The sequence below is a fragment of the Streptomyces sp. NPDC049813 genome (assembly GCF_044465085.1).
Lineage (GTDB): Bacteria > Actinomycetota > Actinomycetes > Streptomycetales > Streptomycetaceae > Streptomyces.
This window is the reverse complement of the sequence record NZ_JBITLI010000016.1, coordinates 159,491-183,668: the sequence shown is the minus strand read 5'-3', so window position 1 is coordinate 183,668 and position 24,178 is coordinate 159,491. Positions and strand designations below refer to the sequence as shown.

At 74.0% G+C, this 24,178-nt stretch carries 21 protein-coding genes and 1 riboswitch; of the genes, 14 read left to right on the top strand and 7 right to left on the bottom strand.

Going from position 1 to position 24,178, the window contains the following annotated elements:
* The first annotated feature begins 221 nt into the window (after window positions 1-221).
* Window positions 222-293: riboswitch (cobalamin riboswitch) on the top strand.
* Window positions 294-350: 57 nt separating this feature from the next.
* The 5 genes from ACIBW6_RS28675 (at window position 351) to ACIBW6_RS28655 (ending at window position 7,145) form a co-directional block, all read left to right on the top strand.
* Window positions 351-1,307 carry a cobalamin biosynthesis protein gene (locus ACIBW6_RS28675; RefSeq protein WP_399064549.1) on the top strand — a complete coding sequence of 319 codons (957 nt, stop codon included), beginning with the start codon at window positions 351-353 and terminating at the stop codon, window positions 1,305-1,307.
* A gap of 17 nt (window positions 1,308-1,324) precedes the next feature.
* Window positions 1,325-2,836 (top strand): cobyric acid synthase, encoded by a 1,512-nt coding sequence (locus ACIBW6_RS28670; protein ID WP_399064573.1) that lies wholly within the window; start codon window positions 1,325-1,327, stop codon window positions 2,834-2,836.
* 214 nt (window positions 2,837-3,050) lie between these two features.
* Window positions 3,051-5,138 (top strand): putative cobaltochelatase, encoded by a 2,088-nt coding sequence (locus ACIBW6_RS28665; protein ID WP_399064547.1) that lies wholly within the window; start codon window positions 3,051-3,053, stop codon window positions 5,136-5,138.
* Entirely contained in the window at window positions 5,138-5,746 is a 609-nt protein-coding gene (gene cobO, locus ACIBW6_RS28660; protein ID WP_399064545.1) for a cob(I)yrinic acid a,c-diamide adenosyltransferase, read from the top strand. The genes ACIBW6_RS28665 and cobO overlap by 1 nt, the downstream gene beginning before the upstream one ends.
* Before the next feature lie 7 nt (window positions 5,747-5,753).
* Entirely contained in the window at window positions 5,754-7,145 is a 1,392-nt protein-coding gene (locus ACIBW6_RS28655) for a cobyrinate a,c-diamide synthase (protein WP_399064543.1), read from the top strand.
* A gap of 2 nt (window positions 7,146-7,147) precedes the next feature.
* Here the strand turns inward: ACIBW6_RS28655 and ACIBW6_RS28650 are convergent, their stop codons facing one another.
* A complete protein-coding gene (locus ACIBW6_RS28650; RefSeq protein ID WP_399064541.1) occupies window positions 7,148-7,879 on the bottom strand; it encodes a ZIP family metal transporter in 732 nt (243 codons plus the stop codon).
* Window positions 7,880-7,936: 57 nt separating this feature from the next.
* On the opposite strand from ACIBW6_RS28650, the gene ACIBW6_RS28645 reads away from it, so the two are divergent.
* The gene (locus tag ACIBW6_RS28645; protein ID WP_399064539.1) at window positions 7,937-8,302 is read left to right on the top strand and encodes a cobalamin biosynthesis protein; all 366 of its coding nucleotides are present in this window, start codon (window positions 7,937-7,939) and stop codon (window positions 8,300-8,302) included.
* A 115-nt stretch (window positions 8,303-8,417) separates the two neighbouring features.
* Window positions 8,418-9,872 carry an Rv2231c family pyridoxal phosphate-dependent protein CobC gene (gene cobC / locus ACIBW6_RS28640; RefSeq protein WP_399064537.1) on the top strand — a complete coding sequence of 485 codons (1,455 nt, stop codon included), beginning with the start codon at window positions 8,418-8,420 and terminating at the stop codon, window positions 9,870-9,872.
* Window positions 9,873-10,156: 284 nt separating this feature from the next.
* Here cobC and ACIBW6_RS28635 read toward each other — a convergent pair whose 3' ends face one another.
* The gene (locus ACIBW6_RS28635) at window positions 10,157-11,089 is read right to left on the bottom strand and encodes an SCO1860 family LAETG-anchored protein (protein ID WP_399064535.1); all 933 of its coding nucleotides are present in this window, start codon (window positions 11,087-11,089) and stop codon (window positions 10,157-10,159) included.
* 394 nt (window positions 11,090-11,483) lie between these two features.
* On the bottom strand, window positions 11,484-12,587 hold the full coding sequence (locus tag ACIBW6_RS28630) for an amidohydrolase family protein (protein ID WP_399064533.1): 1,104 nt from the start codon (window positions 12,585-12,587) through the stop codon (window positions 11,484-11,486).
* Between the two features lie 77 nt (window positions 12,588-12,664).
* On the opposite strand from ACIBW6_RS28630, the gene ACIBW6_RS28625 reads away from it, so the two are divergent.
* The 5 genes from ACIBW6_RS28625 to thpD all read left to right on the top strand — a co-directional run bounded on the left by ACIBW6_RS28625 (window position 12,665) and on the right by thpD (window position 17,335).
* Complete coding sequence (locus ACIBW6_RS28625; RefSeq protein ID WP_399064571.1) at window positions 12,665-13,771, top strand: pyridoxal-phosphate-dependent aminotransferase family protein; 1,107 nt, start codon at window positions 12,665-12,667, stop codon at window positions 13,769-13,771.
* Window positions 13,772-14,136: 365 nt separating this feature from the next.
* Window positions 14,137-14,649 (top strand): diaminobutyrate acetyltransferase, encoded by a 513-nt coding sequence (gene ectA / locus ACIBW6_RS28620; protein WP_399064531.1) that lies wholly within the window; start codon window positions 14,137-14,139, stop codon window positions 14,647-14,649.
* 58 nt (window positions 14,650-14,707) lie between these two features.
* Complete coding sequence (ectB, locus tag ACIBW6_RS28615; protein WP_399064529.1) at window positions 14,708-15,979, top strand: diaminobutyrate--2-oxoglutarate transaminase; 1,272 nt, start codon at window positions 14,708-14,710, stop codon at window positions 15,977-15,979.
* A 40-nt stretch (window positions 15,980-16,019) separates the two neighbouring features.
* Window positions 16,020-16,424: an ectoine synthase gene (locus ACIBW6_RS28610; RefSeq protein WP_399064527.1), complete on the top strand. Its 405-nt coding sequence runs from the start codon at window positions 16,020-16,022 to the stop codon at window positions 16,422-16,424.
* A 5-nt stretch (window positions 16,425-16,429) separates the two neighbouring features.
* Complete coding sequence (gene thpD, locus ACIBW6_RS28605) at window positions 16,430-17,335, top strand: ectoine hydroxylase (protein WP_399064525.1); 906 nt, start codon at window positions 16,430-16,432, stop codon at window positions 17,333-17,335.
* 98 nt (window positions 17,336-17,433) lie between these two features.
* Here thpD and ACIBW6_RS28600 read toward each other — a convergent pair whose 3' ends face one another.
* The 4 genes from ACIBW6_RS28600 to ACIBW6_RS28585 all read right to left on the bottom strand — a co-directional run bounded on the left by ACIBW6_RS28600 (window position 17,434) and on the right by ACIBW6_RS28585 (window position 21,544).
* Window positions 17,434-18,519, bottom strand: a complete 1,086-nt coding sequence (locus ACIBW6_RS28600) for an aminotransferase class V-fold PLP-dependent enzyme (RefSeq protein ID WP_399064523.1) — start codon at window positions 18,517-18,519, stop codon at window positions 17,434-17,436.
* Between the two features lie 46 nt (window positions 18,520-18,565).
* Window positions 18,566-19,282 carry a DsbA family oxidoreductase gene (locus tag ACIBW6_RS28595; RefSeq protein WP_399064521.1) on the bottom strand — a complete coding sequence of 239 codons (717 nt, stop codon included), beginning with the start codon at window positions 19,280-19,282 and terminating at the stop codon, window positions 18,566-18,568.
* A 105-nt stretch (window positions 19,283-19,387) separates the two neighbouring features.
* Complete coding sequence (locus ACIBW6_RS28590; RefSeq protein ID WP_399064520.1) at window positions 19,388-20,008, bottom strand: DUF1349 domain-containing protein; 621 nt, start codon at window positions 20,006-20,008, stop codon at window positions 19,388-19,390.
* A gap of 3 nt (window positions 20,009-20,011) precedes the next feature.
* A complete protein-coding gene (locus ACIBW6_RS28585) occupies window positions 20,012-21,544 on the bottom strand; it encodes an aldehyde dehydrogenase (NADP(+)) (protein WP_399064518.1) in 1,533 nt (510 codons plus the stop codon).
* Between the two features lie 128 nt (window positions 21,545-21,672).
* Between ACIBW6_RS28585 and ACIBW6_RS28580 the strand changes: the two genes are divergently transcribed.
* Together ACIBW6_RS28580 and ACIBW6_RS28575 are read left to right on the top strand one after the other, a co-directional pair.
* The gene (locus ACIBW6_RS28580) at window positions 21,673-22,479 is read left to right on the top strand and encodes an IclR family transcriptional regulator (protein WP_399064516.1); all 807 of its coding nucleotides are present in this window, start codon (window positions 21,673-21,675) and stop codon (window positions 22,477-22,479) included.
* Window positions 22,480-22,567: 88 nt separating this feature from the next.
* Complete coding sequence (locus ACIBW6_RS28575) at window positions 22,568-24,028, top strand: penicillin-binding transpeptidase domain-containing protein (protein WP_399064514.1); 1,461 nt, start codon at window positions 22,568-22,570, stop codon at window positions 24,026-24,028.
* Window positions 24,029-24,178: the final 150 nt, after the last annotated feature.

Sequence of the window (24,178 nt, the reverse complement as noted above, 5' to 3'; positions counted from 1 at the left end):
GGGGGGCGGGGGGGGGGGGCGGGGGGGGGGGCCGGCCCCCCCCCCCCCCCCGGCGCGCGGGGGGGGGGCGGGGGGGGGGCGGGGGCCCCCCCCCCCCCCCCCCCCCCCCCCCCCGCCTCTCTGTGTGGACCTGCCCACACTCCGCTCCCCCAGGTCAACGGCGAGTTGACGCACCTTCGCGCACCGTGGTGGACTTCCCGGGCCATATACGGCAGCAGTCCGAGGAAGCCGGTGCGAATCCGGCGCGGTCCCGCCACTGTGAGCCCCCCTCCGGGAGGGCGAGCCAGGAACTCTCGCTGCCGGTCTCGTCGAACCAGGGCGCGGACACCCTGAGTGAGGACAACTACGCCATGGTCGCCCTGCGCGGCGCGGCGCGGGCCGAGCGCGTGTTCGCGTACGGCACCGCCACCGGACTCCTTGCCGACCTGCTGCTCGGCGATCCGCGCCGCGGGCACCCCGTCGCCGCCTTCGGCCGGGCCGCGGGACACGTCGAGCGCCTGCTGTGGCGCGACCACCGGGGCCGGGGCACCGTGCACACCGTGGTCTGCGCGGGCGGCGCCGCCGCGGTGGGCGCCCTCGCCGCCCGCGCCGTCCGCCGCTCCCCCGCCGCCGCCGTCGCCCTGACCGCCGCCGCCACCTGGGCCGTGGTCGGCGGGACCTCGCTCGGCCGGGAGGCGCGGGGCATCGGCTCCGCCCTGGAGGCCGGGGACGTCGAGCTGGCCCGGGAGCTGCTGCCCCGGCTGTGCGGACGCGATCCACAGGGGCTCGACGCCGACGGGATCGCCCGCGGGGTCGTCGAGTCCGTCGCCGAGAACACCTCGGACGCGGTGGTGGGCGCGCTGGTGTGGGGCGCGGTCGGCGGGGTGCCCGGCCTTTTCGCCTTCCGGGCCGTGAACACGCTGGACGCGATGGTCGGGCACAAGTCGCCCCGCTACCGCCGGTTCGGCTGGGCGTCGGCCCGGCTCGACGACGTGGCGGGGTGGCCCGGGGCGCGGCTGACGGGCGCGCTGGCCGTGCTGGCGGGCGGGCGCCCGCGCGCGGCCGTGCGGGCCTGGCGCGCGGACGCCGGGCGCCACCCCAGCCCGAACGCGGGGGTCGTCGAGGCCTCGTTCGCCGGGGCGCTCGGGGTGCGGCTAGGCGGGACGCTGGCGTACGCGGGCCGGGTGGAGCACCGGCCGGTGCTGAACGCCGCCGGGCGGGCCGTACGGGTCGGGGATGTCGAACGGGCCGCGCGGCTGTCGCGGCGGATCACTGCGTTGGCGTGGGGAGTCTGTGTGGGCGGGCGGTTGCTGTGGGCGCGTCGGTGAACGGCGGCGGCAGGTCGATGAGCGGCGGGGGGCTCCTCGTCGCGGGCACGACCTCCGACGCGGGCAAGAGCGTGGTCACGGCGGGCATCTGCCGGTGGCTCGTACGCCAGGGCGTGAAGGTCGCCCCGTTCAAGGGGCAGAACATGTCCCTGAACTCGTTCGTGACGCGGGAGGGCGCCGAGATCGGGCGGGCGCAGGCCATGCAGGCGCAGGCCGCCCGGGTCGAGCCGACGGCGCTGATGAACCCAGTGCTGCTCAAGCCGGGCAGCGACCGCAGCAGCCAGGTCGTCCTCATGGGCAAGCCCGTCGGCGAGATGAGCGCGCGGGGCTACCACGGGCAGCGGCAGGGCGCGCTGCTCGACACCGTCGTGGGATGCCTGGAGGAGTTGCGGGGCAGTCATGACGCCGTGATCTGCGAAGGGGCGGGCTCCCCCGCCGAGATCAACCTGCGCCGCACCGACATCGTGAACATGGGCATCGCGCGGGCCGCGCGGCTGCCGGTGCTGGTGGTCGGGGACATCGACCGTGGCGGCGTCTTCGCGTCGTTCTTCGGCACGACGGCGCTGCTCGCACCGGAGGACCAGGAACTGCTCGCCGGGTACCTGGTGAACAAGTTCCGGGGCGATGTGACGCTGCTCGAACCCGGGCTCGACATGCTCAGCTCCCTGACCGGCAGGCACACGTACGGGGTGCTGCCGTTTCAGCACGGGCTCGGCATCGACGAGGAGGACGGGCTGCGGGTGTCGCTGCGGGGCGCCGTGCGCGAGTCCGCGGTGGCGCCCCCGGTCGGCGAGGACGTGCTGCGGGTCGCCGTCTGCGCGGTGCCGCTGATGTCGAACTTCACGGACGTCGACGCGCTGGCCGCCGAGCCGGGCGTCGTGGTCCGGTTCGTGGACCGCGCCGAGGAGCTGGCCGACGCCGACCTGGTGGTCGTGCCGGGGACGCGCGGGACGGTGCGGGCGCTGGAGTGGCTGCGGGCCCGCGGGATCGCGGACGCGCTGGTGCGGCGGGCCGCCGAGGGGCGGCCGGTGCTCGGCATCTGCGGCGGCTTCCAGCTGCTCGGGGAGCGCATCGAGGACGAGGTGGAGTCGCGTGCCGGGGTCGTGGCGGGGCTGGGGCTGCTCCCCGTGCGCGTACGGTTCGCCGCCGCCAAGACGCTGGAGCGGCCGGCCGGGGTGGCGCTCGGGGAACCGGTGGCGGGGTACGAGATCCATCACGGGGTCGCCGAGGTCCTCGGCGGGGAGGCGTTCCTCGACGGGTGCCGGGTGGGGTCCGTGTGGGGGACGCACTGGCACGGGTCGCTGGAGTCCGACGGGTTCCGCCGGGCGTTCTTGCGGCTGGTCGCCCGGGCCGCGGGGCGCCGGTTCGTACCGGCGCCCGACACGTCGTTCGAGGCGCTGCGCGAGGAGCAGCTCGACCGGCTCGGGGATCTGATCGAGCGGCATGCCGATACGGATGCGTTGTGGCGGCTGATCGAGGGCGGGGCTCCGGCGGGGCTGCCGTTCGTTCCGCCGGGGGCGCCGTCGTGAGCGGCATGGCGACCGGCATCCCGGCCGGCACCGCGGCCGGCACCGTGGTTGCCGGGCCCGGAGGCCGCCCCCGCCGCCCCGTCCCGTCCCGGCCCCGGGGACCGCGACCCCGGACCCCCGCGGGTCCGTTCGTACGTGCGGGTTCGCCGTGGTTGCTCGCGCCGTTCCCCGCGCCCCTCACGGGGCGCCTCAACTCACCGGAGGTTCACGGCTGATGCCCACCCCGTATCCGTTCACCGCCCTCGTCGGCCAGGACGACCTGCGGCTCGCGCTCCTGCTGAACGCCGTGTCGCCCGCCGTCGGCGGCGTGCTCGTGCGCGGCGAGAAGGGGACCGCCAAGTCCACCGCGGTACGAGCCCTCTCGGCGCTGCTGCCCGAGGTGGACGTGGTCCCCGGGTGCCGGTTCTCGTGCGCCCCCGGCGCCCCCGACCCGGGGTGCCCGGACGGGCCGCACGAGGTGGGCCGGGGCACGCACCGGGCCGCCCGCATGGTCGAGTTGCCGGTCGGCGCGTCCGAGGACCGGCTCGTCGGGGCGCTCGACATCGAGCGTGCCCTCGCCGAGGGCGTGAAGGCCTTCGAGCCGGGGCTGCTGGCCGACGCGCACCGCGGCATCCTCTACGTGGACGAGGTCAACCTGCTCCACGACCACCTGGTCGACCTGCTGCTCGACGCCGCCGCGATGGGCGCCTCGTACGTGGAGCGCGAGGGCGTCTCCGTCCGGCACGCCGCGCGCTTCCTCCTCGTCGGGACGATGAACCCCGAAGAGGGCGAGCTGCGGCCGCAGTTGCTCGACCGGTTCGGGCTGACCGTGGAGGTCGCCGCGGACCGGGACCCGCAGCAGCGGGTCGAGGTGGTCAGGCGGCGGCTCGCCTACGACGACGACCCGGAGGGGTTCGCCGCGCGCTGGGCCGGCGAGGAGGCGCAGGTGCGCGCGCGGATCGTCGCCGCCCGGGCCCTGCTCCCCCAGGTCCGCCTCGGCGACGGGGCGTTGCTGCGGATCGCCGCGACCTGCGCCGCGTTCGAGGTGGACGGGATGCGGGCCGACATCGTGATGGCCAGGACCGCGACCGCGCTCGCCGCGTGGGCGGGGCGCACGGACGTGCTCGCCGAGGACGTGCGCCGGGCCGCGCTGCTCGCGCTGCCGCACCGGCGGCGCCGCAACCCCTTCGACGCGCCGGGCCTCGACGAGGACAAGCTCGACGAGACCCTGGACGAGTTCGGCCCCGACGCGCCGGACGACGACCCGGAGCCGGACGACGACCCGGAGCCGGACGGCCCGGACGACGGCCCCGAGGGCGGTCCCGACGGCGGGGGCGGCGGGGTGCCGCCGCAGAGCGGGCCGGAGCGGGAGACCCCCGGGCAGCAGGGCCCGGAGCGGGAGGAGCCCGAGCCGGGCAGCGCGGAGCCGGAGGCTCCCGAGGAGCCGGCGGGGGCGCCCGCGGGCGGCGGCCGGGAGCAGCGGGCCGTCTCGGCCGGCGAACCGTTCCGTACGAAGATGCTGAGCGTCCCGGGTCTCGGCGAGGGGGCCGCCGGACGGCGCTCCCGGGCCCGCACCGAACACGGCAGGACGACGGGGGCCGTCCGCCCCCGCGGCGCCCTGACCAAGCTGCACCTGGCCGCGACCGTGCAGGCGGCGGCGCCGCACCAGCGGGCGCGCGGCCGCTCGGGTGCGGGGCTCGTCGTGCGCCGGGACGATCTGCGCCAGGCGACCCGGGAGGGCCGCGAGGGCAACCTCGTCCTCTTCGTCGTGGACGCCTCCGGGTCGATGGCGGCCCGGCAGCGGATGGGAGCCGTGAAGGGCGCCGTGCTCTCACTGCTGCTCGACGCCTACCAGCGGCGCGACAAGGTGGGGCTCGTGACGTTCCGCGGGACGGGCGCCGAGGTGGCGCTGCCGCCGACGTCGAGCGTGGACACGGCCGCGGCCCGCCTGGAGACGCTGCCGACCGGTGGCCGTACGCCGCTGGCCGCGGGGCTGCTCACGGCGCACGAGGTGCTGCGCGTGGAGCGGCTGCGGGACCCGGCGCGGCGGCCGCTGATGGTCGTGGTGACCGACGGGCGGGCCACCGGCGGCCCGGAGCCGGTGAAGCTGGCGGAGCGGGCGGCCGGGCTGCACGCCGCCGCGGGCACGGCCAGCGTGGTCGTCGACTGCGAGACGGGCCTGGTGCGGCTCGGCCTCGCCGGGCAGCTGGCCGGCCGGCTCGGCGGCTCCGCCGTCACGCTGGAGGAGCTGCGGGCCGACGCCATCGCCGGACTCGTCAAGGACGTACAGGGAACGAACCAGACCCGCAGGAGGGCCGCCTGATGCCGCAGGGACAGCCGAGTGTCGTACCGGACGACGGGCTGACGACACGTCAGCGCCGCAACCGTCCCCTGGTCTTCGTGCACACGGGCGTCGGCAAGGGCAAGTCGACGGCCGCGTTCGGGCTCGCGCTGCGCGCCTGGAACCAGGGCTGGCCGATCGGGGTGTTCCAGTTCGTCAAGTCGGCGAAGTGGAAGGTCGGCGAGGAGAACGCGCTCAAGGTGCTCGGCGCCTCCGGCGAGGGCGGCACCGTCGCCTGGCACAAGATGGGCGAGGGCTGGTCGTGGGTGCAGCGCGGCCTGCACGGGGACAACACCGACAACGAGGAGAAGGCCCGCGAGGGCTGGGAGCAGGTGAAGCGGGACCTGGCCGCCGAGACGTACAAGCTGTACGTGCTCGACGAGTTCGCGTATCCGATGCACTGGGGCTGGATCGACGTGGACGAGGTGGTGGCGGTGCTGCGCGACCGGCCCGGCACCCAGCATGTCGTCATCACCGGGCGCAACGCCCCGGAGAGACTCGTCGAGTTCGCGGATCTCGTGACCGACATGTCGAAGGTCAAGCATCCGATGGACACGGGCCAGAAGGGCCAGCGGGGCATTGAATGGTGAGGATCGCGTGCTGAGGACGGACGTGCCCCGGCTCGTCGTCGCCGCGCCCGCCTCCGGGTCCGGCAAGACGACGGTGGCGACGGGCCTGATGGCCGCGTTCGCCGAGCGCGGCCTCGCCGTCTCCCCGCACAAGGTGGGCCCCGACTACATCGACCCGGGTTACCACGCGTTGGCGACCGGCCGCCCCGGCCGGAACCTGGACGCCTACATGTGCGGGCCCGAACTCGTCGGACCGCTCTTCGCGCACGGCGCGCAGGGCTGCGAACTCGCCGTCGTCGAGGGCGTGATGGGCCTGTTCGACGGGGTCTCGGGCCAGGGCGAGCTGGCCTCGACGGCCCATGTCGCCAAGCTGCTCAAGGCGCCCGTGGTGCTGGTCGTCGACGCGTCGTCGCAGTCCCGGTCGGTGGCGGCCCTGGTGCACGGCTTCGCCTCCTTCGACCCCGGGGTGCGGCTCGCGGGCGTCATCCTCAACAAGGTCGGCTCCGAGCGGCACGAGATGCTGCTGCGGGAGGCCCTGGAGGAGGTCGGCGTGCCGGTGTACGGGGCGCTGCGCCGGACGCCGGACGTGGCCACGCCCGCACGGCACCTGGGGCTCGTCCCGGTGGCCGAGCGCAGCTCCGCGGCCGTGGACTCGGTACGGGCGGCGGCCCACATGGTCCGCGAGGGCTGCGATCTGGAGGGTCTGCTGGCCCTGGCGCGAACGGCCCCGCCACTGGCGACGCAGGCGTGGAGTCCGGGCGTCCCGGGGGCGCGGGGAACCGCGCGAGCCACCACGACGGCGCCGCACCCGCCGAAGAACCCGGTCGTGGCAGTGGCAGGAGGCGCGGCCTTCACCTTCTCCTACGCGGAGCACACCGAACTGCTCACGGCGGCCGGCGCCCAGGTGGCGACCTTCGACCCCCTCCACGACGAACACCTCCCGGAGGGCACCGCCGCGATCGTCATCGGCGGCGGCTTCCCCGAGGTCTACGCCCCCGAGCTGTCCGCCAACGAACGGCTCCGCAAGGCCGTCGCGGAGCTGGCCCGCGCGGGCGCCCCGGTGGTCGCCGAGTGCGCGGGCCTGCTGTACCTCTCCCGCTCCCTCGACGGGCAGGAGATGTGCGGGGTGCTCGACGCGGACGCGCGGATGTCCCCGCGGCTGACCCTCGGCTACCGGGACGCCGTCGCCGTCTCCGACAGCGTGCTCGCCCCGGCCGGGGCGCGGCTGCGCGGCCACGAGTTCCACCGCACGACGATGGAGCCGGGCGCGGGGCCCGCCCCCGCGTGGGGCATGCGGCTGCCCGCTCCACGCGTCGAGGGCTTCGTGCAGCACGGCGTGCACGCCAGCTATCTGCACACGCACTGGGCGGCCCGGCCGGAGATCGCCCGGCGCCTCGTGGAGCGGTGCGGGGCGCCGTGACCTCAGCCGGCGAGGCCCACGACGAGCCAGATGAAGGCCGCGCCCGCGACCGTGCACAGCAGGGTCGAGCGGGCGGGGTGGTCGTGGTGGGCCTCGGGCAGGATCTCGGCGGCGGCCAGGTAGAGCAGCACGCCGCCGAAGAAGCCGAGATAGCCGCCGAGCAGTTGCTCCGGAATGGTGAACAGGAGCGTCGAGGCGGCGCCCACCACGGGGGCCGCGGCGTCGGCCAGCAGCATCAGCGTCGCCTTGCGGCGGGCGTTGCCGTACAGGCGCGTGATCGTGTACGTGTTGAAGCCGTCGGCGAAGTCGTGCGCGATCACCGCGAGCGCCACGGCGACGCCCATCCCGCCGCCCACCTGGAACGCGGCGCCGATCGCGATGCCGTCCATCATGCTGTGCCCGACCATCGCCCCGGCGGCGGTGAGCCCGACCTCGGGGACCCGGCCGTGCTCGTTCTCCGCGGCGCCGTGGGCGGCCTGGCGCTGGGCGAGGAGGTGCTCCAGGACGTGCGCGGCGAGGAACCCCGCGACGAAGAGCAGCAGCGCCGCTGGGACCCCGAAGACCGGGCCGCCCGCCGCGTCCAGGGCCTCGGGGAGCAGGTCGAGCCCGACGACGCCGAGCATCAGGCCGCCCGCGAGACCGAGCACCAGATGGCGCCGGTCGGTGACCCTCCTCGCGGTCCAGCCGCCGACCAGGGTCATCACAAAGGCGCCGAGCGCCACGAACACCGCCATGGGCCCTCCCTAACCCATCAGACCCCCGCGGCGCACATCCGACACCGCACGGACGCGGTGACCGTCGGGGTCGGGGCGCGGGCCGGGGTGGGTGCCGGGGAGGTGCTCGGGCTCGTCCGGGCCGTCCTGGCCGAGGCGGGGGCCGGGGCCGCGGACGTGGTGGCGCTGGCGACGGTCGACACGAAGGGGCGGGAGCCCGGCCTTGTGGCCGCGGCGCGCGCGCTCGGGGTGCCGCTGGTGACGTACGCGGCCGGGGTGCTGGCCGCCGTGCCGGTGCCGCATCCGTCGGAGCGGGTGCGCGGCGCGACGGGGACGCCGTCGGTGGCGGAGGCGGCTGCGCTGGCGGGCGGGGGTGTGCTGCTGGTCCCCAAGCGGGCGGGGAGGGGGCGTGGAGTGACCTGTGCGGTGGCTCGGGGCGGGTAGTGCGCCGCCGGGCGGTGGTTGGTGGTGAGGCTGCTCGTGGCCCGCTTGTTCTGTTGTCGTTCTGTTGTTGTTCTCATCGCGTCCTTCTGTCTCTGCTCTGTGAGGAGTCCGTTCCGTGCACACCCCTCCCCCGGCTCTGCTCGCCGCACTGGAGCAGCGGATCGGCTGCGCTCCGGACGAGCGGGCGCGCACGCTGGTACTGCTCGTGGGCCGGGGGTCGGCGGACCCGTCGGTCAACGCCGAACTGGTCGCGGCGGCACGGTTGTTGTGGGAGGGCAGCGGGCTCGCCGGGGTGGAACCGGCCTTCGTGGCGGACGCGGCCCCTGACGTGCGGGCGGGGCTCGACCGGTGCGCGGCCCTCGGGGCCCGGCGGGTCGTCGTCCTGCCCTACGAGGAACTCGGGCCGGACCTGGTCCGGGAGCAGGCCGAGGCCTGGGCCGGCGCGCACCGGGACGTGGAGGTGCGGTGCGCGGCCGCTCCCGGCGGGCCCGTCGCGGGGACGGGCGGGCTCGACGCGGGGACGGGCGGGCCCGATCTGCGGCACCACGGGGACGCCGAAGTACGCGACGACGGCCAGGAGTTGACGGACCTCGCCGTGAACGTCCGCACCGGGACGCCACCTGCGTGGCTACGGGAGCACATCGGCGGCTCTCTGGCGGGGCTCGCGGCGTATCCGGACGGGCGGGCCGCGCGGGCGGCCGTGGCGGCGCGGCACGGGGTGCCCGTCGAGCGGGTGCTGCTCACCGCCGGGGCGGCCGAGGCGTTCGTGCTGCTGGCGCGGGCGCTGCGGGTGCGGCGGCCGGTGGTGGTGCATCCGCAGTTCACCGAGCCGGAGGCCGCGCTGGCGGACGCCGGGCACGCGGTGGGGCGGGTGCTGCTGCGCGAGGCGGACGGGTTCCAGCTCGACCCCGCGCTCGTGCCCGCGGACGCGGACCTCGTGGTGCTCGGCAATCCGACCAACCCGACGTCCGTCCTGCATCCCGCGGCGGAGGTCGTCCGGCTCGCCCGGCCCGGGCGGGTGCTCGTCGTCGACGAGGCGTTCATGGACGCCGTGCCGGGTGAGCGGGAGTCGCTGGCCGGGCGGACCGACGTGCCCGGGCTCGTGGTGCTGCGCAGCCTGACGAAGACGTGGGGGCTGGCCGGGCTGCGGATCGGGTACGTGCTGGCCGGGCCCGGGGTGATCGCCGCGCTGGAGCGCGCGCAGCCGCTGTGGCCGGTGTCGTCCCCCGCGCTCGTCGCCGCGCAGGCGTGTGTGTCGGCGCGGGGGGTCGCGGAGGCGGCGGAGGCGGCCGTCGCGGTGGCCGCGGACCGGGAGTATCTCGTGGGGCTGCTGCGGGAGCTGGCCGGGCTCGGGGTGGTGGTCGCGGAGCCGGCGGCGGGGCCGTTCGTGTTGGTGCGGGTGCCGGGGGCGGGGGTTGTGCGGGAGCGGTTGCGGGGGGCGGGGTTCGCTGTGCGGCGGGGGGACACGTTTCCGGGGTTGGGGGTGGATTGGGTGCGGGTCGCTGTGCGCGGGCGGGCAGTTAGTGCGGGGTTTGTTGGGGCGTTGCGAGATGTGCTGCTGCGGGGGTGAGGTGGCGCGCCGCGGGGGTGGGGTGTGTTGGTGGCGCACGGTGCGTCGTGGCTGGGCGCGCCGTTCCCCGCGCCCCTGACGGGGCGTTCGTGCGTTGTCGGGTGCGCGTGCTTCGTGGCTGGGCGCGCCGTTCCCCGCGCCCCTGACGGGGCGTTCGTGCGTTGTTAGGTGCGCGTGCTTCGTGGCTGGGCGCGCCGTTCCCCGCGCCCCTGACGGGGCGTTCGTGCGTCGTTCCTCGCGGCCCTTATGGGGCGCCGCTCCTGTGTGCGGCGCCCCGGGGTGTGTCAGGCGCGGCGGCGGGTCAGGGCTACCGCTGCGGCTCCTGCTGCCAGGAGGGCCAGGGCGCCGCCTGCGATGTAGGGGGTCATCGAGTTGCCGCCCGTTTCCGCCAGGTCCGCCTTGTCGCCCTGCGGGGTGGTGTGGTCCTTCGGGGGCTGCGAGGCGACCGGGGTCGGGGTGGGGCTGGCGGTCCGGGGCGGCTTCGGGGCCTCGCAGGTGGCGCCGGCCAGCGTGACCTCGCCCTCGACCTCCGCCACGTTCAGCTTCAGCGGGTTGACGGAGACCTTGAGCCGGAGCGCGGAGGCGGCCGCCGTCGTCGAGGTCGTGGACCGGTTGGAGAGGCCGAGGGAGACCTCGCCGACGCCGGGCACCTTGATCTCCGTGGTGCCGCCCGCGCTGAGCGTCACCTTCTTGCCGAGGACCGTGACGGAGCCCAGCAGATTCGATTCGGCGACCGGCTTGCGCCCGGCCACGCAGAGGGCCTTCGCGGTGACCTGGTCGACCTCGATCAAGGAGAGCAGCGGCAGGCCGGGGACGTGGACCTTGGCGTGGACGAGCCGGGTGAAGCCCTCCGCCTTGTCGGCGTCGACGGTCGCCCGCGCCTTGGCCACGTCCGCGCGGAGCACGCTGAACGGCTGTCCGCCGTCGACCCCGTCCAGCTTCACGGTGAGCGCGGTCCTGTCGGCGCTGGCGGGGGCCTGCACCTCGTTCAGGGAGACCGCCAGCGGGACGTTCACGGTCTTGTTCAGCAGCGAGACGTCCAGGCCCGTGCGGAGCACGACCGCGCCGGCCCGGCCGCCGTGGTCGCCGGTCGCGGCGGCCGGGCCCGCGCCCGCGAGGACGGCCGGTCCGGCGGCGAGCACGGTGGCGGCGGCCGTCGCCACGATGCGGCGGGCGGGCGTGCGCAGGGCGGTGGTGACAACAGTGGAGCTGGGCATGCTGGTGGGACCCCCAGGAGACAGCGGATGAGGACAGGTACGGGACAGGCGATGCGAGCGGCGCCCGGTCCGTCGGGGCGTCGCGGATGGGGACATCACGCGGCACCGGCGACGGCGGCGGCCGGTCATCGATGAGGGAATCTTTACGCACTGAGAGTGAACAAGCGGCAACCTGCCGTGAGTTCACCCCAAAGGGGGGTTTCCGCGCATGTCTTCGAATCCTGGGGCTCGGCTGTTCCCTGACGTCACCCTGATGTCACCCGGACCCGCCACAAAGGGGTCGTACGCCGGAGCGGAGCGCGGGCACAGGCGAGTTGTGTGCAACGAGCAGCCGTTCTCGCAGGTCACGCTCCGTCAACCCGTGTACGGGGCAGCCTGGTTGGCGGCCGCCCCGTCAGCCGACCACGCGGCCGCGCAGCACGATCCGGCGCGGGGCGGCCAGCACCCGCACGTCCGCGCGCGGGTCCGCTTCGTACACGACGAGGTCCGCCGGGGCCCCCTCCTCCAGGCCGGGGCGGCCGAGCCAGGCGCGGGCGCCCCACGCGGTGGCCGAGACCGCCTCGACCGGCGGGATGCCCGCCCTGACGAGTTCGGCGACCTCGCCCGCGACCAGGCCGTGGGCCAGGGAACCGCCCGCGTCCGTGCCGACGTAGACCGGGATCCCGGCGTCGTAGGCGCCGCGGACCGTGTCGTAGCGGCGTGCGTGCAGTCGGCGCATATGGGCCGACCAACGCGGGAACTTCGCCTCGCCGCCCTGGGCGAGCTGCGGGAACGTGGCGATGTTGACGAGGGTCGGGACGATCGCGACGCCGCGCCGCGCGAAGAGCGGGATCAGGTCGTCGGTCAGCCCCGTGGCGTGCTCGACGCAGTCGATGCCCGCCTCGACCAGGTCGAGGAGGGAGTCCTCGGCGAAGCAGTGGGCGGTGACGCGGGCGCCGAGCCGGTGGGCCTCGGCGATGGCCGCCTCGACGGCGCCGCGCGGCCAGCAGGCACCGAGGTCGCCGGTGCCGCGGTCGATCCAGTCGCCGACCAGCTTCACCCAGCCGTCGCCGCGCCGGGCCTCCTGGGCGACGTACGCGACGAGGTCCTCGGGCTCGATCTCATGGGCGTAGTTGCGGATGTAGCGGCGGGTGCGGGCGATGTGGCGGCCCGCGCGGATGATCCGCGGCAGGTCCTCGCGGTCGTCGATCCAGCGGGTGTCGGAGGGCGAGCCCGCGTCGCGCAGGAGGAGCGCCCCGTGGTCCCGGTCGGTCAGGGCCTGTTTCTCGGCGGTCTCCGCGGGGACCGGGCCGTGGGCGTCGAGGCCGACGTGGCAGTGCGCGTCGACGAGGCCGGGCAGGGTCCAGCCGTGGACCGTCGTCACGTCCCGGCCCGGGGTGCGCGGGCGGTCGTAGGTGATCCGGCCGTCGACCACCCACAGTTCGTCGCGGACGTCGTCGGGTCCGGCCAGGACCCGTCCGGTCACGTGCAGGATCCCCGCTCGGCTCTGCTCACTCATGGACGAAGCCTATGAGGGGGGTGGGTACGCTCGACAGCGGCATCCCGTCCGAACCCGTGAGCGAAGAGAGCACCACCGTGACGCATCCGTTTCTCGATCTGGCCCCCCTGAGCGCGGAGCACTTCGCCTCCATCGAGGACCGCGTGGCCCGTCTGCTGAACACCTCCGCGTCCCAGGACGTCGTGGTGATGCAGGGCGAGGCGCTGCTGCCGCTGGAGGGGGCGATCCGCGGGGCCGCCGGGCCCGGCACCGTCGCCCTCAACGTGATCACCGGACCGTACGGGCAGACCTTCGGCGACTGGCTGCGCGACTGCGGGGCCACCGTCCACGACCTGGCGGTCCCCTTCCACACGGCCGTCACCGCGGAGCAGGTGCGCGCGGCGTTCGCCGAGCACCCGGAGATCGACTTCGTCTCGCTGGTGCACGCGGAGGCGGCGACCGGCAACACCAACCCGGTCGCCGAGATCGGTGCGGTGGTGCGCGAGCACGGCGCGCTGTTCTACCTGGACGCCGTGGCGTCGATCGCCGCCGAGCCGGTGCTGCCGGACGCGTGGGGCGTGGACCTGTGCGTGATCGGCGCGCAGAAGGCGATGGGCGGTCCGGCGGGTGTCTCGGCCGTGTCGGTGAGCGCGCGGGCCTGGGAGCGGATGGCCGCCAACCCGCAGGCGCCGCGCCACTCCTACCTGTCGCTGCTGGACTGGAAGCAGCGCTGGGTCGACGGCGGCCGCAAGGCGCTGCTGCACGCGCCCGCGCAGCTGGAGATGCTGGCGCTGGAGGCGTGCGTGGAGCGGATCGAGAGCGAGGGCCTGGACGCGCTGATGGCGCGGCACGCGAGCGCGGCCGCCGCGACCCGGGCCGGGACCCTCGCCCTGGGCGGCGGCCTGACGCCGTACGTGCACGACGCGCGGGACGCGGCGCCGGTCGCCACGACGCTGCGGGCGCCCGCCGGCACCGACGCCCGGGAGCTGGTGGCCCGGGCCCTCGCCGTCGATCCGGTGCTGCCGCTGGTCGCGGGCGGCGGCGCGCTGGCCGCGGAGATGATCCGGGTCAACCACTACGGCCCGCAGGCCACGCGCGGTGTCGTGCAGTCCTCGCTCGCGGCGCTGGGCGGGGCGCTCGCGGAGGCCGGGATCGCGGTGGACCTGGAAGGCGCGCGAAAGGCCGTGACGGCGGCCTGGGCGTAATCCACCGCGCCCGCGCACAAGAGCGCCGCCCTTTCCGGGCGGCGCTTTTCCTATTCTTCTTCCAGGCATTCTTCTGGTAAATGTCGTAAGGAGCTTCCCGTACTGCTTCTGCCCGCTTTTCCGGGCGGTAAACACTAAGATTTCAACAACGGGAAATGACGCAATCCGGACGTGCGCCTGGCCGGTTCCGATCCTGTGACGTACTCCACAGCGTTCGCGATTTGCCCCTTATGTTCGTACCAAATCCCCCTATTACGTCGGGGGTTCATGCGCGGGCCCACCCGCGCGCGATAACACAGATCGGCCCAGCACGTAACCCCTCGCCCAGATGCAATCCCAGAAATTGCTCGGTAAATTCAATTTGCATGACCGCCGTACAAGCGCAATTCCAGCTCGACCAGCCAAGGGTGGCCGACGGGGCCGCGATCTGGCGTATCGCACGTGACTCCAAGGTGCTCGATCTCAACTCCTCGTACAGCTATCTGCTGTGGTGCCGCGACTTCGCCGCCACGTCTGCGGTGGCGCGCGACGAGACCGGCGAGGTCGCCGGTTTCGTGACCGGATACCTCCGGCCGGAGCAGCCGGACACCCTGGTCGTGTGGCAGATCGCCGTGGACGACGCCCACCGCGGGCACGGCTTGGCCGGAGAACTCCTGGACGGGCTGACCGCGAAGGTCGCCGCCGGACGGCAGGTCACCACCGTCGAGACCACGATCACGCCGGACAACGCCGCGTCCCAGGCGCTGTTCCACTCCTTCGCCCGCCGGCACGGGGCCGGGGTGGAGCGTCAGGTGCTCTTCGACGCCGGGCTCTTCCCGGACGACGGGCACCTGCCCGAGGAGCTGTACCGCATCGGTCCCCTCGCGCCGGCCGCGTAGCCGCGCCGCGCCCCCAAGCCAACCCCCCGCAACTCCCCTCCCAAGAGGAGCATTCGCTGTGACCATCACCCAGCCGGACCTGAGCGTCTTCGAGACCCTTGAGTCGGAGGTGCGCAGCTACTGCCGAGCCTGGCCCACCGTGTTCGACCGGGCCCAGGGCAGCCGCATGTACGACGAGGACGGCCACGAGTACCTGGACTTCTTCGCGGGCGCCGGTTCGCTCAACTACGGCCACAACAACCCGGTGCTCAAACGCGCGCTCATCGACTACCTGGAGCGCGACGGCGTCACGCACGGCCTCGACATGTCGACGTCGGCCAAGCGCAACTTCCTGGAGTCCTTCCAGAACATCATCCTGCGCCCGCGCGACCTGCCGTACAAGGTCATGTTCCCGGGCCCGACGGGCACCAACGCGGTCGAGTCCGCGCTCAAGCTGGCCCGCAAGGTCAAGGGCCGCGAGTCGATCGTGTCCTTCACCAACGCCTTCCACGGCATGTCGCTCGGTTCGCTCGCCGTCACCGGCAACGCCTTCAAGCGGGCCGGCGCCGGCATCCCGCTGGTGCACGGCACGCCGATGCCGTTCGACAACTACCTGGACGGGCAGACGCCGGACTTCATCTGGTTCGAGCGGCTCCTGGAGGACCAGGGCTCCGGCCTCAACCAGCCCGCCGCCGTGATCGTCGAGACGGTGCAGGGCGAGGGCGGCATCAACGTGGCCCGCGCCGAGTGGCTGCGCAAGCTCGCCGACGTCTGCGAGCGCTGGGACATGCTGCTCATCGTCGACGACATCCAGATGGGCTGCGGCCGCACCGGTGCCTTCTTCTCGTTCGAGGAGGCGGGCATCACACCGGACATCGTGACCGTTTCGAAGTCCATCAGCGGGTACGGACTCCCCATGTCCCTGTGCCTGTTCAAGCCGGAGCTCGACGTCTGGGAGCCGGGCGAGCACAACGGCACGTTCCGCGGCAACAACCCCGCGTTCGTGACGGCCGCCGCCGCCCTGGAGACGTACTGGACCGACGGCGCCGCGATGGAGAAGCAGACGCTGGCGCGCGGCGAGCAGGTCGACGAGGCGCTCGGCGCCCTGCGCGACGAGTTCCGCGACGACACCGTGCAGTACCGCGGCCGCGGCCTCGTGTGGGGCCTTGAGTTCCGCGACAAGGAGCGGGCCGGCAAGGTCGCCAGGCGCGCCTTCGAACTCGGCCTGCTGATCGAGACCTCCGGCCCCCAGAGCGAGGTCGTCAAGCTGCTTCCGGCGCTGACGATCACGCCCGAGGAGCTGGAAGAGGGGCTGCGCACGCTCACCAGGGCCGTGCGCGAGACCGCCTGACACCCCTCAGGAACGCAACAGAGAGAGGCAGCAACTCACCGTGATTGTCCGTTCGTTCAAGGAGATCGAGAACACCGACCGGCACGTGAAATCGGCGTCCGGCACGTGGGAGAGCAAGCGCATCGTCCTCGCCAAGGAGAAGGTCGGCTTCTCCATGCACGAGACGATCCTGTACGCCGGTACGGAGACCGACATGTGGTACGCCAACCACATCGAGGCCGTACTCTGCGTGGAGGGCGAGGCCGAGCTCACCAACCGGGAGACCGGCGAGAAGCACTGGATCGAGCCGGGCACCATGTACCTCCTGAACGGCCACGAGCGCCACACGCTGCGGCCCAAGACGGACTTCCGCTGCGTGTGCGTGTTCAATCCGCCCGTCACCGGGCGGGAGGACCACGACGAGAACGGCGTCTACCCGCTGCTGACCGAACCCGAGGAGGCCTGATCCCCATGACCGCCATCTCTGCGGAGCACGGCATCGCCGATCTGTACCCGACCCGCGGCACCTCGGAGGTGGCCACCCCGCGCGTCGACCCGGTCGTCTGGTCGCCGCCGGGAGCGCGGGGCCCGATCCGCGAGTCGGATCTGGCGGGCTTCGAGCGGGACGGCTTCCTCGCGATCGACCAGCTGATCGGCCCGGACGAGATCGGCACGTACCAGGCCGAGTTGCAGCGGCTGATCACCGATCCGACGGTCAAGGCCGACGAGCGCTCGATCGTCGAGAAGAAGTCGCAGGACGTGCGCTCCGTCTTCGAGGTGCACAAGATCAGCGAGGTGTTCGCGAACCTGGTGCGCGACGAGCGCATCGTGGGCCGGGCCCGGCAGATCCTCGGCTCGGACGTCTACGTCCACCAGTCGCGGATCAACGTCAAGCCCGGTTTCGGGGCGAGCGGCTTCTACTGGCACTCGGACTTCGAGACCTGGCACGCCGAGGACGGTCTCGCGAACATGCGGACGGTGTCGGTCTCCATCGCGCTGACGGAGAACTACGACACCAACGGCGGGCTCATGATCATGCCGGGCTCGCACAAGACGTTCCTCGGCTGTGCCGGTGAGACGCCGAAGGACAACTACAAGAAGTCGCTGCAGATGCAGGACGCGGGCATCCCCTCGGACGAGGCGCTGACCAAGTTCGCCGACGCGCACGGCATCAAGCTGTTCACCGGCAAGGCGGGCTCGGCGACCTGGTTCGACTGCAACGCCATGCACGGCTCGGGCGACAACATCACGCCCTACCCGCGCTCGAACGTCTTCATCGTGTTCAACAGCGTGGAGAACACCGCGGTGGAGCCGTTCGCGGCGCCCGTGCGGCGCCCCGAGTTCATCGGGGCGCGGGACTTCACGCCGGTGCGGTGAGCTCCGTACGCGGCTGACGACGTCCCTACGCGACAGACAGGGGCGGGACCGGGGAACCGGTCCCGCCCCTGTCGCGCGTGCGGGCGCGGGGACGCGGTTCAGCGGGCCAGGGCGTCCAGCAGCCGGTCGACGTCCGCGGCCGTGTTGTGGAGGTGGAAGGCGGCCCGCAGGCTGCCCGCCCGGTCGGCGGTCTCGATGCCCGCCGCGCGCAACTCCGGCTGGCGCCCGCCCAGTCCGGGCACCGCGACGATCGGGGAGCCCGGGGACGGCAGCGGGTCCAGGCCGAGTCCGGCGAGACCCGCGCGGAACCGGTCGGCGAGCGCCAGGTCGTGGGCGCGGACCGCGGCCGGGCCGAGCTCCTCGATCAGGGCGAGGGACTGGCGGGCCGCCGTGTACGCGAGGAGGCTCGGCGCCTCGTCGAACCGGCGCCCGGAGCGGGCGGGCACGGTGACGGGCCCGTAGCAGCTGTCCGCGGGCCGCTCGCCGCTGACGTAGCCGCCGAAGACGGGCCGCAGCTCGTCCGGGTCCTCGGGGCCGGCGAAGAAGGCGGTGCCGCGGGGGCAGCCGAGCCATTTGTAGCCGACGGCGGAGACGTAGTCGGCCTCGGCGGGGTCCAGCGGGAGCCAGCCGACGGCCTGCGAGGCGTCGAGGTAGAGGCGGGCGGAGTGGGCGCGGGTCGCCGCGCGCAGGGCGGCGAGGTCGGCGACCCGGCCGTCGGCGGACTGGACCGCGCTGACGGCGACGAGGGCGGTGCCGGGCCGGACCGACGCGGCGAGCGTGTCCAGCGGGACGGCACGGACCCGCAGGTCGCCGCGGGCGTGGAAGGGGTTGACGGTGGAGCTGAAATCGCCCTCCGCGGTGAGGACTTCGGCGCCCGCGGGCAGCGAAGCGGCGACCAGGCCGCCGTAGACGGCGACGGACCCGCCGGTCGCCACGCGGGCCACCGGGACCCCGGCTATCCGCGCGAAGGAGGCGCGGGCCTCCCCCACGTCGGCGGCGAGGGCGTCGAGCGGGCGGCCCGCCGCCATGGTGTCGACGGCGATGCGCACCGCGTCGGCCGCCCGCGCGGGCAGCACCCCCGCGCTCGCGGTGTTCAGGTACGTGCCGTCGGGGTGGTACTGGGCGCGGACGAGATCGAGGTCGAGGGCCGGGGCGGGGTCCTGGTGCTCTTCGGTGGTCTGCATGGCCTCACTGTGCCGGACACCCCGGTGCGCCCGCTGCGGGGCGCGGTCAGCTCTGCGGGACCGCGCAGCCGTCGGGGCCGCAGGCGTCGCCGCCGGCCGCGCCGTCGAGCACGGTCAGCGGGGAGCGGTTCTCCCAGGCCTGGGTCAGGGCCTGGGTGAAGACCTCGGCGGGCTGGGCGCCGGAGACGCCGTACCTGCGGTCCAGGACGAAGAAGGGGACGCCGGTCGCGCCCAGCTCGGCGGCCTCGCGCTCGTCGGCGCGGACCTCGTCGGCGTAGGCGGCCGGGTCGGCGAGGACCGCGCGGACCTCGGCCTCGTCGAGCCCGGCCGCGACGGCGAGGCGCACGACGTGCTCCTCGTCGGCGAAGACGGAGTCCCGCTCGGCGAAGTTCCCCCGGTACAGGGCGTCGATCATGGCGTCCTGCACGCCCTTGGCGCGGGCGAGGTGGAGCAGGCGGTGCAGGTCGAAGCTGTTGCCGTAGTCACGGCCCGCGGTGAGGTAGGGCAGGCCGAGGTCGCCCGCCTGCTCGCCGAGGCCCCGCTCGTTGGCGGCGGCCTGCTCCTCGCTGATGCCGTACTTCTGGGCGATGTGCGGGACGACAAGACCGGTGTCGCCCTTGGGGACCGTCGGGTCGAGCTCGAAGGAGCGGTGCACGACCTCGACCTCGTCCTTGTGCGGGAAGACGTCGAGGGCCTGCTCGAACCGGGCCTTGCCGATGTAGCAGAAGGGGCAGTTGATGTCGGTCCAGATCTCGACGCGCATGGGGTGTTCCGCTCCAGTGTCCGTACGGCGCAGGGGTGCCCTGCGCCCTACGTCAACCGGAGGCGGCCGCCGCTCATTCCCGGTGGCGGCAGCGGACCGCGCCGGTCAGGAGCCGTCCCGTTGTCCGTGCGGCGGTTCCGGGCGGAACTCGATGTGGTCGTAGCGGACCTCGCACCCCTCGCCGGCCGGCGACTGGGCGAGGAAGCCGACGAGGGCCGCGCCCGCGGACTTCTCGTCGCCGAGGGAGAAGACGCGCACGAAGGTCCAGCGCTCGCCGTCGGTGGAGGCGTGGAAGGCGAAGGCCGGGCCGGTGCGGCTGATCCGCAGCCACACCGTGGACCCCGGCACCACGAAGGAGTTCGCGTCGTCGGAGCGGCCGCGGGTGACGACCGTGCAGATGGTGGGCTCGTCCGGGGAGCGCTCGTAGCAGAGCTTGGCCCACTCCCGCTCCCCCACGTGCAGGTAGAGGACGCCCGCGTCGAACGCGGCGGCGAAACCGACGGTGACCCGGGCGATCAGCTGGAAGTCGCCCTCCGGCGCCCCGAGCAGGCGCGGCGCGTCGGAGGCGGGCTCCAGGCTCGCACCGCCCGGCGGCACGAAGCGGTCCTGGCGGGCGCCCGCGCGGCCGGTGAGCGTCCCGTCCGTGTACGCCCAGTGGCCCTCGGGTCCGTAGGGGCGCAGCGGGAAGGGCAGTTCGGGCAGGTGGAGTTCTTCGGGCTGCGGCACGGGTCAGTTCTCCAGGCGGCCGTTGTAGCGGCGGGGCAGGCCCAGCGGGTTGTCGTCGCGCAGCTCCGGCGGGAGCAGGGCCTCGGGGGTCGTCTGGTACGAGACCGGGCGCAGCCAGCGCTCGATGGCGGTGCCGCCGACCGAGGTGGAGGTGGAGGTGGTCGCCGGGTAGGGGCCGCCGTGGTGCTGGGCGGGGGCGACGGCGACACCGGTCGGCCAGCCGTTGACCAGGACGCGGCCGGCCAGGGGGGTCAGCTCGGCGAGGAGCTTGGCGCCCCGGCCCTCGCCCGCGGCCTCGCCCTCGGAGAGCTGGAGGGTGGCCGTGAGGTTGCCGGGCAGCCGGCTGAGGACGGCGCTGACCTCGTCGGTGCTCTCGTACCGGGCGACGACGGTGACCGGGCCGAAGCACTCCTCCAGGAGCAGGTCGTGGGCGCCGCCCTCGATGGCGAGGTGGGTGGCCGGGACCGTGAGGAAGCCCGGCGAGACGGTGTGCTCACCCCCGGCGCCGGGGGTGACCGGGGCCTCGACGTCGACCAGCTCGGCGCGCTCGGCGACGCCCGCGACGAAGTTCTCCCGCATCCGGTGGTCGAGCAGCACGCCGGCGGCGGTGGAGCTGACCGCGGCGGTGAGGGACGTGACGAGGCTGTCGCCCGCCGCGCCGTTCGGCGCGAAGACCAGGCCCGGCTTCACGCAGAACTGGCCGACGCCGAGGGTCATGGAGCCGGCGAGGCCGGAGCCGATCTGCTCGGGGCGCTCGGCGGCGGCCGCCTCGGTGATCACCACCGGGTTGAGCGAGCCCAGCTCGCCGTGGAAGGGGATCGGCACCGGGCGGGCCGCGGCCGCGTCGAAGAGGGCGCGGCCGCCGCGGACGGAGCCGGTGAACCCGGCCGCCGCGACCAGCGGGTGCTTGACCAGCTCGACGCCGGCCTCGAAGCCGTGCACGAGGCCGAGCACGCCCTCGGGGATGCCGTGCCGGGCGGCGGCCCGGCGGATGACGGAGGCGACCAGCTCGGAGGTGGCGGGGTGGTCGGGGTGGGCCTTGACGACGACGGGGCAGCCCGCGGCGAGCGCGCTCGCGGTGTCGCCGCCGGGCACGGAGAAGGCGAAGGGGAAGTTCGACGCGGAGTAGACGGCGACGACGCCCAGCGGGATCTTGTAGCGGCGCAGGTCCGGGATGGGCGGGGTGGCCGTGTCGTCGGGGTGGTCGATGACGACGCCGAGGAAGGCGCCCTCGTCGACGATCCCGGCGAAGGCGCGCAGCTGGAAGCTGGTCCGGGCGAGTTCACCCGTGAGGCGGACGGGGCCGAGCGCGGTCTCCGCGTCGGCGGCCTCGACCAGGTGGTCCTTGGCCTCGTCGAGCAGGGTGGCGGCGGTGCGCAGGAAGGCGGCGCGCACGGTGCGGTCGGCGAGGGCGGGGCGGGCGTCGTCGGCGGCGCGGACCGCCTGGTCCACCTCCTGGGCCGTGGCCTCGACCGCGACCTGCTCCCGCTGCTTCCCGGTTCGGGGGTCGACACTCCAGACTGGTGCTGCTGCCACGGCGAATTCCTCCAGCTTTTCTCGCGGCTCGCCGGACGGGCCGCGAGGGTCGTTCGATATACTGAACGCTGTCTCTGTCGATGAACTCTACGGAGACTATTTCTCGTAGAACGAAGGGGTCAAGGGCGATGTCGGCAGGCGAGACGGGGGTTGTCGCGGGCACGGCGACGGGGGGCGCGCCGGGTGGCGCGCAGGTCAAATCGGCGGTGCGCACGGTCGAACTCCTCGAATACTTCGCCGGCCGGCCCGGCATGCACTCCCTGGCCGCGGTCCAGGAGGCCGTCGGGTACCCGAAGTCGAGCCTCTACATGCTGCTGCGCACCCTGGTCGAGCTCGGCTGGGTGGAGACGGACGCGACGGGCACGCGGTACGGGATCGGGGTGCGGGCGCTGCTGGTCGGCACGGCGTACATCGACGGCGACGAGGTGGTCGCGGCGGCCCGGCCCACGCTCGACCGGCTCTCCGACGACACGACGGAGACGATCCACCTGGCGCGGCTCGACGGCACGAACGTGGTCTACCTGGCCACCCGCCAGTCGCAGCACTACCTGCGGCCCTTCACGCGCGTGGGGCGGCGGCTGCCGGCGCACTCCACGTCGCTGGGCAAGGCGCTGCTCGCCACCCACACCGACGAGCAGGTCCGCAAGATGCTGCCCGAGACGCTGCCCGCGCTGACCGAGCACACGATCACCGACCGCGAGAAGCTGATCGAGGAGCTGCACGCGGTGCGCGAGCAGGGGTTCGCGGTGGACCGCGAGGAGAACACCCTGGGGCTGCGCTGCTTCGGCGTCGCCATTCCCTACCGCACGCCCGCCCGGGACGCGATCTCCTGCTCGGTGCCGGTGGCGCGCCTGACGCCCGCGCACGAGCAGATGGTGAAGGACGCGCTGTTCGACGCCCGGGACCGGCTGACGCTGGCCACCCGCCGGCTCTGAGCCCCGGCGGGCCCCGCCGATGAGAGCTTTCTGAGAAAAACGGGGTCAACGGAACGATTCGCCCCCGGCCGCTCGTCCTACCGGCGGGATGAACAAGACGATCAGGCGGGCCGCCGTCTTCAGTCTGCTCCTCGTGCTCGCCCTGCTGGCCAGGGCGACATGGGTGCAGTTCTACGACGGCAAGGCCCTCGCGGACAACGGCAAGAACCGGCGGAAGACGATCGCGCAGTACGCGTATCCGCTCGGCGACATCATCGTGGGCGGAGAGGCGGTGACGGGCTCGGCGAAGACAGGGGGCGGCAGCGACCTGAGGTACAAGCGGACCTACAAGGACGGCTCCTTGTACGCGGCCGTGACCGGCTTCACGTCGCAGGTGTACGGCTCGACGCAGCTGGAGGCGCTGTACCAGGACGTGCTGGACGGCAGCGACACCCAGCTGAAGAACCCGGTCGACACGGTCACCGGCAAGCACGCGGCCCCCGGTGACGTGGTCACGACGATCGACCCGGCCGTGCAGAAGGCGGCGGCCGCGGCGCTCGGCGACAAGAAGGGCGCCGCCGTCGCCGTCGACCCCGACACCGGGCGGATCCTCGGCATGGTCTCGTCGCCCTCGTACGACCCGTCCGCGATCACCGGCTCGGGCTCGTCCGACGCGCAGGCCTGGAAGAAGCTCTCGGACGACAAGGACGTGCCCACGCTGAACCGGGCCCTGAAGCAGGCGCTGCCGCCGGGCTCGACGTTCAAGCTGGTGGTGGCCGCGGCCGCCCTGGAGGACGGGCTGTACGGGTCGGTCGACGAGCGGACCGACTCGCCGAACCCCTACCTGCTGCCCGGGACCCACACGTACCTGAAGAACGAGAGCGCGAGCGCGCCCTGCGAGGACGCGACCATCCGCACCGCGTTGCAGTACTCGTGCAACAACGTGTTCGGCAAGATGGCCGTGGAGCTGGGGCAGGACAAGGTCCGGGCGATGGCCGAGAAGTTCGGCTTCGACGACAAGAAGCAGGACGTGCCGGTGCGGGCCGCCGAGAGCGTCTACCCCTCCGGCATGGACAAGGCGCAGACCGCGCTCTCCGCCATCGGCCAGTTCGACGTGACGGCCACGCCGCTGCAGATGGCCATGGTCTCCGCGACGATCGCCAACGGGGGCGAGCAGGCCGCGCCGCACATGGTGTCCGAGGTGACGAACGCGGACGGGGACGCGGTCACGAGCTACCCGGACTCCGACAGCGAGCGGGTCGTCAGCGCCTCGACGGCGTCGCAGCTGCGCTCGGCGATGGAGACCGTGGTGTCGAAGGGCACCGGGACGAACGCGCGGATCGGCGGGGCGACGGTGGGCGGCAAGACGGGCACCGCGCAGCACGGCGAGAACAACAGCCAGACCCCGTACGCCTGGTTCACGTCGTACGCCACGGACGACTCCAGCGGCAAGAAGGTCGCGGTGGCCGTGGTCGTCGAGCAGTCCGACGCGGCTCGCTCGGAGGTCAGCGGCAACGGCCTTGCGGCCCCGATCGCGAAGGCGATGATGGCGGCGGCACTGAAGAAGTGACGCCCGCGCCCGGTGAACGGCCCGGGGGCGCGCCCGGCCGGTGCAGCGGTGCCTGGCGAGCGGCGCCCGGGCGTTCTGCCGGATGCGGGGCCGGGCGGCTCAGCGCAGGCGATCCCACCCGGGCAACCACCACTTCGGCAGGCTGCCGGG

Bases quoted from the DNA above. Each gene is read 5' to 3' on its own strand.
- ACIBW6_RS28580 (WP_399064516.1), top strand. From the start codon at position 21,673: ATGTCGGCAGGCGAGACGGGGGTTGTCGCGGGCACGGCGACGGGGGGC.
- ACIBW6_RS28675 (WP_399064549.1), top strand. From the start codon at position 351: ATGGTCGCCCTGCGCGGCGCGGCGCGGGCCGAGCGCGTGTTCGCGTAC.
- ACIBW6_RS28575 (WP_399064514.1), top strand. From the start codon at position 22,568: ATGAACAAGACGATCAGGCGGGCCGCCGTCTTCAGTCTGCTCCTCGTG.
- ACIBW6_RS28635 (WP_399064535.1), bottom strand. From the start codon at position 11,089: ATGCCCAGCTCCACTGTTGTCACCACCGCCCTGCGCACGCCCGCCCGC.
- ACIBW6_RS28630 (WP_399064533.1), bottom strand. From the start codon at position 12,587: ATGAGTGAGCAGAGCCGAGCGGGGATCCTGCACGTGACCGGACGGGTC.
- ACIBW6_RS28650 (WP_399064541.1), bottom strand. From the start codon at position 7,879: ATGGCGGTGTTCGTGGCGCTCGGCGCCTTTGTGATGACCCTGGTCGGC.
- ACIBW6_RS28600 (WP_399064523.1), bottom strand. From the start codon at position 18,519: ATGCAGACCACCGAAGAGCACCAGGACCCCGCCCCGGCCCTCGACCTC.
- ACIBW6_RS28670 (WP_399064573.1), top strand. From the start codon at position 1,325: ATGAGCGGCGGGGGGCTCCTCGTCGCGGGCACGACCTCCGACGCGGGC.
- ectA (WP_399064531.1), top strand. From the start codon at position 14,137: ATGACCGCCGTACAAGCGCAATTCCAGCTCGACCAGCCAAGGGTGGCC.
- ACIBW6_RS28595 (WP_399064521.1), bottom strand. From the start codon at position 19,282: ATGCGCGTCGAGATCTGGACCGACATCAACTGCCCCTTCTGCTACATC.
- thpD (WP_399064525.1), top strand. From the start codon at position 16,430: ATGACCGCCATCTCTGCGGAGCACGGCATCGCCGATCTGTACCCGACC.
- cobO (WP_399064545.1), top strand. From the start codon at position 5,138: ATGCCGCAGGGACAGCCGAGTGTCGTACCGGACGACGGGCTGACGACA.
- ACIBW6_RS28665 (WP_399064547.1), top strand. From the start codon at position 3,051: ATGCCCACCCCGTATCCGTTCACCGCCCTCGTCGGCCAGGACGACCTG.